At 69.7% G+C, this 11,143-nt stretch carries 12 protein-coding genes and 1 tRNA gene; 9 read left to right on the top strand and 4 right to left on the bottom strand.

Going from position 1 to position 11,143, the window contains the following annotated elements:
• Positions 1 to 132 precede the first annotated feature (132 nt).
• Positions 133 to 384, bottom strand: a complete 252-nt coding sequence (locus tag AB0305_RS08595; RefSeq protein ID WP_290255844.1) for an FmdB family zinc ribbon protein — start codon at positions 382 to 384, stop codon at positions 133 to 135.
• Positions 385 to 540: 156 nt separating this feature from the next.
• The gene (locus tag AB0305_RS08590) at positions 541 to 1,176 is read right to left on the bottom strand and encodes a 5-formyltetrahydrofolate cyclo-ligase (protein ID WP_290255843.1); all 636 of its coding nucleotides are present in this window, start codon (positions 1,174 to 1,176) and stop codon (positions 541 to 543) included.
• Between the two features lie 96 nt (positions 1,177 to 1,272).
• Here AB0305_RS08590 and galU point away from each other — a divergent pair, with 96 nt between their 5' ends.
• The 5 genes from galU to AB0305_RS08565 all read left to right on the top strand — a co-directional run bounded on the left by galU (position 1,273) and on the right by AB0305_RS08565 (position 5,076).
• Complete coding sequence (galU, locus tag AB0305_RS08585; protein ID WP_290255842.1) at positions 1,273 to 2,178, top strand: UTP--glucose-1-phosphate uridylyltransferase GalU; 906 nt, start codon at positions 1,273 to 1,275, stop codon at positions 2,176 to 2,178.
• Positions 2,179 to 2,182: 4 nt separating this feature from the next.
• Entirely contained in the window at positions 2,183 to 2,824 is a 642-nt protein-coding gene (locus AB0305_RS08580) for a GNAT family protein (protein WP_290255841.1), read from the top strand.
• A 98-nt stretch (positions 2,825 to 2,922) separates the two neighbouring features.
• Entirely contained in the window at positions 2,923 to 3,903 is a 981-nt protein-coding gene (locus tag AB0305_RS08575; protein ID WP_366172390.1) for a hypothetical protein, read from the top strand.
• A 168-nt stretch (positions 3,904 to 4,071) separates the two neighbouring features.
• A tRNA-Ala gene (locus AB0305_RS08570) sits at positions 4,072 to 4,144 on the top strand.
• Between the two features lie 107 nt (positions 4,145 to 4,251).
• A complete protein-coding gene (locus tag AB0305_RS08565; protein WP_364133186.1) occupies positions 4,252 to 5,076 on the top strand; it encodes a DUF1206 domain-containing protein in 825 nt (274 codons plus the stop codon).
• 104 nt (positions 5,077 to 5,180) lie between these two features.
• Here the strand turns inward: AB0305_RS08565 and AB0305_RS08560 are convergent, their stop codons facing one another.
• Positions 5,181 to 5,357 (bottom strand): CsbD family protein, encoded by a 177-nt coding sequence (locus AB0305_RS08560; RefSeq protein ID WP_290255838.1) that lies wholly within the window; start codon positions 5,355 to 5,357, stop codon positions 5,181 to 5,183.
• 278 nt (positions 5,358 to 5,635) lie between these two features.
• On the opposite strand from AB0305_RS08560, the gene AB0305_RS08555 reads away from it, so the two are divergent.
• Entirely contained in the window at positions 5,636 to 7,312 is a 1,677-nt protein-coding gene (locus AB0305_RS08555; RefSeq protein WP_364133183.1) for a cellulase family glycosylhydrolase, read from the top strand.
• 27 nt (positions 7,313 to 7,339) lie between these two features.
• Here AB0305_RS08555 and AB0305_RS08550 read toward each other — a convergent pair whose 3' ends face one another.
• A complete protein-coding gene (locus AB0305_RS08550; RefSeq protein WP_364133181.1) occupies positions 7,340 to 8,182 on the bottom strand; it encodes an SDR family NAD(P)-dependent oxidoreductase in 843 nt (280 codons plus the stop codon).
• A 61-nt stretch (positions 8,183 to 8,243) separates the two neighbouring features.
• On the opposite strand from AB0305_RS08550, the gene AB0305_RS08545 reads away from it, so the two are divergent.
• The 3 genes from AB0305_RS08545 to AB0305_RS08535 all read left to right on the top strand — a co-directional run bounded on the left by AB0305_RS08545 (position 8,244) and on the right by AB0305_RS08535 (position 11,129).
• Positions 8,244 to 8,579: a YnfA family protein gene (locus AB0305_RS08545; protein WP_290255835.1), complete on the top strand. Its 336-nt coding sequence runs from the start codon at positions 8,244 to 8,246 to the stop codon at positions 8,577 to 8,579.
• Positions 8,580 to 8,737: 158 nt separating this feature from the next.
• Complete coding sequence (locus tag AB0305_RS08540) at positions 8,738 to 9,340, top strand: hypothetical protein (protein ID WP_364133179.1); 603 nt, start codon at positions 8,738 to 8,740, stop codon at positions 9,338 to 9,340.
• A gap of 196 nt (positions 9,341 to 9,536) precedes the next feature.
• The gene (locus AB0305_RS08535) at positions 9,537 to 11,129 is read left to right on the top strand and encodes an ABC-F family ATP-binding cassette domain-containing protein (RefSeq protein ID WP_364133177.1); all 1,593 of its coding nucleotides are present in this window, start codon (positions 9,537 to 9,539) and stop codon (positions 11,127 to 11,129) included.
• Positions 11,130 to 11,143 lie beyond the last annotated feature (14 nt).

Here is an 11,143-nt window from a genome sequence, read left to right as displayed (position 1 = left end):
CCGCGGGCAGTCCCGGTACGAAAGAAGTGAAGCCTTGCTGGTGCCATGGCTTCACGGTAGGAGCCTGAACGCGGCGGGCTTAGCCCCGGTCCGGGCTATGTGGACAAGCTACAGCGGGAAGCTGCAGGTGCCTTAGTTGGCGGCGGCGGTCGGAGCCGCGGCCGGGGTGGCAGCCGGTGCGGCGGGCGCCACGGAGCTGCCTTTGGAATCGCGGGAATCGGTCCGGTAGAAGCCGGAGCCCTTGAAGACGACTCCGACGCTGTTGAACTTCTTGCGCAATGTTCCCTGGCACTCCGGGCAGGTCGTCAGCGATTCATCGGAGAACGACTGCACGGTCTCGAAGGCGTGGTTGCAGTCCTTGCAAGCGTAGGCGTACGTGGGCACTGGGTTCCTCCTCTAGGACAAACGAGCAGGTCCCGTACTGCGTCCCTCCCGTCCGCTCCTTGAGGGGCGGCTGGCTCGGGGAGCCAGGGGATTAGCAGTCACAGGGCCTGAGTGCTAATTCTATCACCGCGCGAACAAGTGGAAGAATATGCGGCGTCAGCGGCTGGCGACTGTGGGAACAAGGCCGTCGGGCGTGAGTGCGGCCCCGACCTTCCGGTCGAAGACTTCGACGGGGATGGTGCCCGCGGGCAACACTTCATCGGCGTAGACGACGCCGGCAGTCGGCACCGGGTGGCTGCCGTCGTTCCCGGGCAGGGCCGAGAGGGCGGCGAGGAACTTGTCGTAGTAGCCGCCGCCCTGGCCGATCCGGTTTCCGTCGAGGTCCACCGCGGTGGCGGGAACGAAGATTCCGGCTGCCCCCGCCACGGCATCGGTGCCAAGCCGTTCCCCGATTGGTTCCTGAAGCGGCGCGTACCGGCTCCGCGCGTATTCGCTCTGCGGCGTCCACACCACCCAGCTCAGTTCCAGGTCCGGCTCGCAGACGGGAAGCAGCACCCTATGCCCGGCGTCGTGCAGGGCCTCCAACAGGGGAAGAGTCGGCGGCTCCGAGCCGACCCCCAGGTAGGCGGCGAAGGTGCCTGTTCCGCCGTCGGTAAGCGACGCCGCCCACGCGGCGCCGTGCACGGCCAGGGCTGAACCGGCCGCCGAGCGCGCCGCCGGCGTCATTGCCGCCCGACGCTGCCGGTGCCGGGTGCGGATCGCTTCCTTGGTGTCCCTGTCGCGCGCTTCCATGCAGTGGCTCCTTCGCCTCGCCGGCCGGGCAAACACGCCGCAGCCGCACCGTAAGGGCAATTACCTGATGTTTGCCCCCTCGGTTAGATTAGTCGGGTGAAGACACCTAACGCCTCCGTCCGCAAGGCCGTCATCCCCGCAGCGGGCCTCGGCACCCGCTTCCTTCCCGCCACCAAGGCGATGCCGAAGGAGATGCTGCCCGTCGTCGACAAGCCGGCCATCCAGTACGTGGTCGAGGAAGCCGTCAAGGTGGGCCTCAACGACGTCCTGATGATCACCGGGCGCAGCAAGCGGGCCCTTGAAGACCACTTCGACCGGGTCCCCACCCTGGAGGCGACCCTCGAAGCAAAGGGTGACACCGCCAAGCTCGAGTCCATCCAGGCCGCCAGCAACCTCGGCGACATCCACTACGTCCGCCAGGGTGACCCGATGGGCCTCGGCCACGCTGTGCTGCGTGCGAAGCAGCACGTCGGCTACGAGCCGTTCGCCGTCCTGCTCGGTGATGACCTGATCGACGCCCGCGACGAACTGCTGAGCACCATGATCGAGGTGCAGGCCAAGACCGGCGGTTCGGTCGTGGCCCTGATCGAGGTCGATCCGTCCCAGATCAGCGCCTACGGCTGCGCCGACGTCGAGGCCGTCGACGGCGAAGACTACGTGCGCATCAACCACCTCGTGGAGAAGCCCGACGTCGAAGACGCGCCCTCCAACCTGGCGATCATCGGCCGTTACGTCCTGCACCCGGCCGTCTTCGACGTGCTGGAGCGCACCGAGCCCGGCCGCGGCGGCGAGATCCAGCTCACCGACGCACTGCAGGAACTCGCCGCCGGCGAGGGTGAAGGCTACGGCGTGTACGGCGTCGTCTTCCGCGGCCGCCGCTACGACACCGGCGACAAGCTGAGCTACCTGAAGGCCTGCGTCCAGCTGGCCTGCGACAGCGAAGACCTGGGCCCGGGCCTGCGGGAGTGGCTGCCGGGCTTCACCGCCGGGCTGACGCACTAGTCCCGTGGGGGGCAGCTTCACCTGGCCGGTCACGCTGGAGAGCGGCGACCTGGTCCTGCGGCCGATCCGGTACCGTGACCGCCGCGAGTGGAGCGCCCTCCGCGCCCGGAACGAGCAGTGGCTGGCCCCCTGGGAGGCGTCCAACCCGGCTCCCGGGGGCGGCCTGCCCAACTACCGGCAGATGGTGAGTTCGCTGAAAGCCCAGGCGGCACAGGCGACGGCCCTGCCGTTCGTGATTGCTGCCTGGACGCCGGGACACCGGGAACCCGTCATTGTGGGGCAACTGACCGTCTCCTCGATTGTGTGGGGCTCGGCCATGATGGCCACGCTGGGGTACTGGGTGGACCAGGACCGGGCCGGGCAGGGCATCGCGCCCACCGCGGTGGCCATGGCCACGGACCACTGCTTCCGCACCCTCGGGCTGCACCGGATGGAAATCAACATCCGGCCGGAGAACGGTCCCAGCCTGCGGGTGGTTGAGAAACTCGGCTTCAGGGACGAGGGGTATCGGCCCCGGTACCTGCACATCAACGGCCGCTGGGCGGACCACCGCAGCTTCGCGCTGACGGCCGAGGAGGTCCCCGAGGGCCTGCTGGGCCGGTGGCTCCGGGAGGGCCCGGTACGCCGGCGGGAAACGCCGTCCTGACCTGCGTTTTCGTCACGTTGGGCAGTTTCTCCGGCCGCGCCGCGACACACCGCCGCTAATGCGGTCCGCCACGCCCTCAAGCTCTTACGGTTTTGAGTGTGGACTTCCCTCTCAGCAGCTCAGTGATCCTTGTCGTCGCTGTTGCGCTCTGGATCGTATGGGTGGCTCCCTACATGCTCCGGAACAGCCGCCAGCTTCGGCCGGCTGGAGACTTCCTGATGGACGCCGCGGACGTGGAACGAGCCGACCCCCAAGCCGGAAACGTCGTGGCCATGACGTCACCGCAGGAGAAACCGATGACCAGTACGCAGCGCCCCGCCTCCGCCCCTTCGACGCCGGACGCGGCGTCCGCCCCGGCGTCGATGAAGTCCGCCCGGCCCTCGAGGCTTCCGGCAAACTCCACGTTCCGCATCCGGTACGGCCGCCTGGCGCTGGCGTTGCTGGCGGTGGTGTCTCTCCTGACCGGTGTCGTGTCCGGAGTGCTCCGGCTCTTCGGTCTGGGCTCCGGCTGGTTGCCGGTCCTGACCCTGCTGGCCGCGGTCGCCGCCGTCGTACTCCTTCGTTCCCTCGCCGTCCGTGACCGTCGCCGCAAGGTTGAGCGCGCGTTCCGGTCGGCCATGGCCCCGCCCCGCCCGGCGCGGCCCGCGCCTGCCGAGCACCCCACTGCCGTCCCCTCCGACGCTCCGGCAAAGGACAGCCCCCTGTTCGACGCCGAAGCCGACGCCGGGCCGGTCCGTCCCGCAACGCTGACCGCCGCCGAGCTGCGGCAGGCCGCCCTGGCCGAGGCGGCCGCGTCCGGTGACACCTCCGTCCACCAGGTCGGCGACCCCGCCTCCCCCGAGGGCGCCAGCTGGGAACCGGTACAGGTGCCCAAGCCGACCTACGTCGAGGCCCCCAAGGCCGAACGTGCGGCCCCGGAACCCCTCGACCTCCCCGCCGCACCGAAGGCCGTCGGCAAGCCGTCGCTGAAGCAGGCCTCCGTGCGCGGCGCCGAGGAGGCTGCCGCGTCCAAACCCCAGGGCAAGGGCCAGAGCGCACTGAGCAACCTCGACGACGTCCTGCAGCGGCGCCGAGCCTGAGTCCACGCAGGAAGCCCCGGATCCACCACCACGGTGAATCCGGGGCTTTTTGGCTTTTCCGAGTGGGGTTGGTGCCCGCGCCGGTGCGTCGGTTGGCGTTGCGGGCAGATACTTTGTAGCCTAAGAACGTTTGGTGACGCCGTTCCCTTTCGGGAGCGGCGTTGTCACGGGGCTATAGCTCAGTTGGTAGAGCGCTTCGTTCGCATCGAAGAGGTCAGGAGTTCGAATCTCCTTAGCTCCACATTGCCTCCCGCCGCCGGTTCCCCGCGCGGCCCCATCATTCCCCTCGACCTTTACGCTGGCTATGCTGGGCGGACCACTTCTGCCGCTCCAGTGAAGGATCCCGCCGTGGGTGAAGCCTCGCAAAAAGCCAACAGGGCCGTCTCTGAGGCCATCTCCGCTGCCAGGGGACCGGCACTCCGGAACCTCGCCCGGGCCGGCTACGTCTTCATCGGCCTGGTCCATATCCTGATCGGTGCCATCGCCCTCCAGATTGACCGCGGGCAGGGCGGCGAGGCGGACCAGTCCGGGGCCATCGGCTCCCTGGCGTCCAAGCCCGGCGGCGCCATCCTCCTGTGGGTGGGGTTCGCTGCCTGCGCGGCCTTGGCCCTCTGGATGGTGAGCGAGGCCGTCGTCGCGGGCCGCGCGCAGGGCGAGGCGAAGGACAAGGCCAAGGAAACGGCGTCGGCGGCCGGAAAAGCCGTCATCTTCGGTTTCCTGGCCATCACCTTTGCCGTCTTCGCCGCTGGCGGTACCAAGAGCTCCAGCCAGTCGGCCAGCGACTTCACCGCCAAGATTCTGGCCGCACCCGCCGGCGTCCTGTTGCTGATCGTCATCGGCGCAGCCATCATCGGCGGCGGGGTCTACTACGTCTACCGGGGCGTCACCCGGAAGTTCATGGAGGACCTCAGCGTTCCCGGGAACCCCCGCACCGCCGTGGAGTGGCTCGGCACCATCGGCTACGCCGCCAAGGGCGTCGTGTTGGGCGTGGTCGGCATCCTCATCATTGTGGCGGCGGCGACGGCGGACCCCTCCAAGTCCTCAGGCCTGGACGGCGGCCTCAAGACTCTGGGGTCCCAGCCGTTTGGCGTGGTGTTGCTCGCCGCGACCGCGGCCGGTCTGGTCTGCTACGGGGTGTATTCGATGGCACGGGCCAAGTACGGCAAGTTCTAGGATCCGCCGGTTCCGGGCGTGCACCGGGGTGACGCCCGGCAACTGGCGTGGCACAGCAAAGGGCGCCTCCCGTTGCGGGAAGCGCCCTTGGCAGTAGTCCGGGATCAGTCCTTCTTGAAGGCGTCCTTGACCTTCTCGCCGGCCTGCTTGAGGTCGCCCTTGGCCTGGTCGGCCTGGCCCTCGGCGCGGAGGCGGTCGTTGCCCGTCGCGTCGCCGGCGGCTTCCTTACCCTTGCCGGTCATCTTCTCGGCAGCGTTCTCGATCTTGTCGCCCAGTCCCATGGTGTTTCCTCCTCTGGTTGGCGGCCGCTCGATACGGCCATGGCCCTATCCTAAGCCTGCTTAGCATCTATCGCGCAAGTAGGAGCGCCGCATCCGGGGCCAAGTCCCAGCCAAACCCCAGCCCCGGCCACGTGCGCCGCGGGAGTTCGTCGCCGTCGGAAGCGGGCCGAAGACCAGGAAATATTCCGCCCACCCCAGAGCGTCGCCGAAGGAGCGGCGGCCGGGCTGGGTACGGTGAGGCGCAGTGGGCCTGCCTGGCCCGGAATCTTGGAGGACATGTGTCATCAGGCCGCCCCACCAAACAGAGCCCTGCCCGCCGTCGTCCGGCCCGGACGCTGGGTGTCGTCGCCGCGGGGGTTGCCGTCCTGCTGGCGGTGGCGGGCTGCGCCGGGCCCGCGGAGCCCGGTGCGGTCCTCGAGCGGGTCGCGGACACCACGCCCGCGGCTACGGGGTGGCTGCACACCGACGGCGGCACCATCCGGGACTCGAATAACGCCCCGTACATCATCAAGGCGGCCTCCTGGTTCGGGCTGGAGACCCCCGACTGCGTCCCGCACGGACTCTGGGGCACCCTGACCATCGACGAAGCCCTGGCCAACATAAAATCCATGGGGTTCAACACCGTCCGGCTTCCGTTCTCCAACGAGTGCCTGGCCGCCACAACCATCAAGGGCAGCGTCAACTATTGGGCCAACCGGGCCTACAACCTGGAGGGCAAGCGCCCGCTGGATGTGATGGACACGGTCATCGCCCGGGCCAAGGCCAACGGCCTGCAGGTCATCTTGGACCGGCACCGCCCTTCCTCGGCAAGCCAGTCGCCCCTCTGGTACACCGCCGCCGTCCCCGAGTCCCGGTGGATCTCGGACTGGCAGATGCTGGCGGTCCGTTACAGGAACGATCCGACCGTGATCGGGGCCGACCTGCACAACGAGCCCGCGGGATCCGCCACCTGGGGCGGACCCGCCGCGACCGACTGGCAGGCGGCGGCGACCCGGGGAGGCAACGCCGTCCTGGCCGCCAACCCGAACCTCCTGATCCTCGTCGAGGGAATCGAGAACCAGGCGACCGCGGGAGGCACCTGGTGGGGTGGTGGCCTGGCGGACGCCGGCGCGAAGCCGGTGTCCCTCGCCGTGCCGCACCGGGTGGTTTATTCGCCGCACGATTACCCGGCGTCCATGTTCGCCCAGAAATGGTTCAGCGACCCCGCCTACCCGGCCAACCTCCCCGCCGTCTGGGACCGCAACTGGGGATACCTGCAGAAGAAGGGAATCGCTCCGGTGTTGCTGGGGGAGTTCGGCACCGCCCTGGCCACCGCCTCCGACAAGGCGTGGATGGCCTCGATTGTCAGCTACCTCCAGGCCAACGGCATGTCCTTTGCCTACTGGTCCTTCAACCCCAACTCGGCCGGAACAGGCGGTCTGGTCCAGTCCGACTGGCGCACGCCGGAACGCGCCAAGCTGGATGCGCTGGCCCCGATTCTGACCAACGCCCCGGGCACGTCCCCAACGCCGACGCCGACGACGTCGCCCGCGCCTACGCAGACGACGTCTCCCTCGCCCACCCCGACGCCGACGGGCGCGCCCACCGCTCCCGCACCGGCACCGACCACCAGCCCGTCGCCGTCGCCCTCGCCGAGCGCGAGCCCGGGACCGGTCGGCGGGGATGCCCTGTCGGCCACCTGGCGGTTGACCAGTTCCTGGCCCGGCGGCTACGTGGCGAACCTGGACCTTACGGCGCTGCGTGCGGTGCCGTCGTGGTCCGTGTCCTGGAACGACCCCACGGTGACCTCGGTTGCCAACTCCTGGGGGATGAAGTGCACGGTGGTCCCGAAGACGTCCGTCACCTGCACCGGCTCGGACTGGACGGCGAAGCTCGCCGCCGGGCAGAAGGTCACGGCCGGGTTGCAGGTCAACGCCGCAAAGGCGCCCGTCAACCCGGCGCTGACCGTCAGGTAGCCGCCACGGCGCCGGTGCTTCCGCCGGTCAGCGTTCCGGTTCCACCACGGTGATATCCAGCGGCATTCGGTGACTCCTGCGGAGCCGGCCGGCCAGGACGTTTCGGGCGCCCCGGGACACCAGCCGGGCCGGGGTGAGGTCCCGGTACGCCGCCGCATCCGACGTGACCAGGCCCAGCAGGGGTTTCGCGGCGGCCTCCGGGGCCTGCCCCCACAGCCCCACCACCACCTGCAGGGCCGAAAGGCGCTTCTCGTAGCCTGACTGGGCCCGGATGCGCCGCAGGAGGTCCGTTTCCACCAGGCCGGGATTCATGCCGTGGACCCGCACGCCGGTGCCGCGCGTTTCCCGGCGCAGGGTCTCGGTGAACTGTCGCACCCACCGTTTGCTGGAGGCATACGCGTTCTGCAGCGGCACCGGCCCGCCGTCGCCCTGGCCGTAGAGGTTCACCAGGTCACCGTGGCCCTGCCCGAGCATCACCGGCAGCGCCACGCGGGAACCGTGGAAGGTGCCCAGGATGTTGGTCCGGACCACCCGCGTGAAGTCGTCCACCGGCGTGGACGCCGTCGGCCCGTACACACCCGAGACGCCGGCGTTATTTACCCAGATGTCCAGCCCGCCGAGGCGCAGGGCCTCGTCGCGCAGGGACTCGACGTCGGCCAGCTCCGCAGTGTCGCAGCCCAGCCCCAACGCCGTGATTCCCGCCGCCCGGAGCCGGGTGGCGGCCGCCTCGGCGTCGGCGGCCGACCGGGACGCGAGGACGACGGCGGCCCCCTCGGCGCCCAGCAGCCCCGCCATCGCAAAGCCCAGGCCTCGGGAGGACCCGGTCACCACCGCTACCCGCCCCTCAAGGAGCCCCTGTCCGGTCTGCATGCTTCACTCATACCCGCCGACGCCGCCGCGGACAAGGGCCGGGGTGCGCAAAGATGGTGGCATGACCATTGCGCGCACCGTCCTGCTCTTTGCCCTGGCCGCCGTGGCCGAAATTGGCGGGGCCTGGATGATCTGGCAGGCCGTCCGCGAGGGCCGCGCCTGGTGGTGGGCCGGGATCGGGATCGTCGCCCTCGGGCTCTACGGCTTCGTCGCGACACTTCAGCCGGACGCCCACTTCGGCCGGATCCTGGCCGCCTACGGAGGCGTCTTCGTGGCAGGGTCCCTGGCCTGGGGCATGGCGGTGGACGGATTCCGGCCGGACCGCTGGGACGTCATCGGGTCCGTGGTCTGCCTGGCGGGCGTGGCCGTTATCATGTTCGCGCCCCGGGGTCCCTGAGCCCGCCGGTACGCCCCGCACCACTGTTTATCCCCAAGAAATCCGCAGGAATCCCGTTCCCCGCCGTCGCGCCGTCTCCGTCTGAGTAATGTTTTCCCCGGTTGGCTTGGTGACAGGGCCTGCCGGACACCTCTTTGGAACTCTGGAAGGAACACCCCTTGGCAGGAATTTTCACGTGGCTCGGCGCCCTGGGCACCGCAGGCAAGGCAACAGCCGTGGCCGCCGTCGTCGTCACCGGCGGAGCGGGGGCGGCGATGGCCGCCACGGTCAGCGAGATCACCGCGGATCCGACGCCGACCGTCACCGCCACGGCGACCGCCACCGACTCCCCGACGGCCGCCCCCACTGAGACCGCCGAGCCCACGGAACCGGCACCGACCGCTACCGCATCCGCGGAGCCGACCGAGACCGCGGAACCGACGGAGCCCGCCCCGGCCCCCTCAGCCACCGATACCCCGTCCGCTGCCCCGACCGAAACCGGCGAGGCCACGGAACCGGGCGAGTCCACGGAAACGAAGGACAGCGAACCGGAGAAATCCACTCCGTCTGAACCGGGCAACAGCGCCTGGGCCCACGCGAACGCCGAGGCGCACCGTGCCGCCGGCCAGGCCAACGCCGAACAGCACCGCGACGAGCACGCGGCCACCCCCGCCGTCCCGAGCTACGGCCACGCACCCGTCCAGGGCGCCCAGGCCGCCCCGGCTCCCGCGCCGGCCCAGGCAGCCGCTCCCGCGCCCGGCCACGGCAAGTCCGGCCGCTAGCGGACCGCACACCCCAAGCGCCCCATACCGCAAGAGCCCCGTACCGCAGCCGCGGTGCGGGGCTCTTCGCATGCCGGGATATTCTGGAAACCACGGGTTCCCTGCGCCACCCGGATTTCCACTCCCGCTTCCCACAGCGGCCGGGCCGCCCACCGTACGGTCCGCCGTCGGGCACGGGCGCCCCGAAAGGACCCCCATGAGCCTGATCCGCCTGAACGACGTCAGCGTCCGCTTCGAGAACACTCCGGTCCTCCGTGAGGTCTTCTTCCGGCTCGAGCCCGGCGACCGGGTGGGGCTGATCGGCAAGAACGGCTCCGGCAAGACCACCGTCCTGAAGCTGGTCCTGGACCAAGTCGCCCCGGAGACCGGTACGGTCAGCGTCGATCCCGGCATCCGCGTGGGCTACTTCTCCCAGTTCTCCGAACTCAACGGTGCCTCCACCATCACGGAGGTCCTCAACGGACTGTTCGGCACGGTGAAGGCCGTCGAGGCGGAACTTGCCGGGATCGACGCCGCCATCGCCGCCGACCCCGGTGCCGGGGAACTGGACCGCCTGATCACCCGGCAGGCCGCCCTCTTCGAGGAGATGGAACGGCTGGACGGGTGGGACTACCCGCGCCGGATCGACACCGTGCTGACCACCCTCGGCTTCGAGGACGCCCACCGGCACTGCGCCATCGACGAGCTGTCGGGCGGCTGGCGCAACCGCGCCGCGCTGGCGAAGATCCTGCTCGAAAGCCCGGACGTGCTGCTGCTGGACGAGCCGACCAACTTCCTCGACGTCGCCGGGGTGCAGTGGCTGGAGAACTGGTTCCGCGACTTCAAGGGCGCCGCCGTCATCGTCTCGCACGACCGCATGTTCCTGGACGCCGTGGTCACGCGGATCGTCGAAGTGGAGAACTACCACCTGCACGAGTATCCGGGGAACTTCGCCGAATACGTGGTCCAGAAGCAGTTCCGGCTCAAGACTTTGGAACAGCAGTTCGTCCACGAGGCCGAGCTGCTCGCCTTCGAGGCGGAGGGAATTGCCGACCGGCGCGAGGCCGCCAAGGCCGCCAGCCGGGGCCTGGAGAACAAGCTGGCCAAGATCAAGAAGTCGCGCACCCCCCGGCCGGTGGACCAGATCGTCACCGAGATCTACGGCGGCCTGCACGTCAAGGACGTCCTCTGCCGGGTCGAGGGGCTGGAAAAGTCCTACGAGGGCCGGACGCTGTTCACGGATCTGGGCTTCGAGATCCGCAAGGGCAACCGGATCGCCGTCCTGGGCGCCAACGGCAGCGGCAAATCCACCCTCCTGCGGGTCCTCACCGGCGAGGAGGCCCCCGACGCCGGCACGGTCGCCTGGGCCAAGGGTCCGGGGTACGTCTCCTACAACGCCATGCTGGCGGCGCTCGACGACGGCGACACCGTCTCGCACGCCGTCAACGCCCTCCCGGACAGCCTGGCCCTGACCGCCACCAGGAAGTCGGTCAACCGCTTCCTCGCGATGTTCCAGTTCTCCGAGGCGGACCTCAAGCAAAAGATTGGCAACCTCTCCGGCGGCCAGAAGGCCCGCGTCGCCATGGCCCAGTGCCTGCTCTCGGGGGCGTCCGTGCTGCTCCTCGACGAACCCACCAACCACCTGGACCTCTCGAGTACCCAGGTGATGGAACGGGCCCTGCTGCACTTCCCGGGCGCCGTCGTGGTGGTCAGCCACGACCGGTTCTTCACGGAGAAGATTGCCACCCGGCTGCTGGTCTTCGGGGCCGACGGCGCCGCCCCCGGCCAGGTGGAGCAGCGCGCCGCCTGACCTGCGGCGGCTGA

Source organism: Arthrobacter sp. NPDC080086 (genome assembly GCF_040702285.1).
The sequence above is the reverse complement of the archived record's forward strand: the minus strand, read 5'-3'. Positions and strand labels throughout refer to the sequence as shown.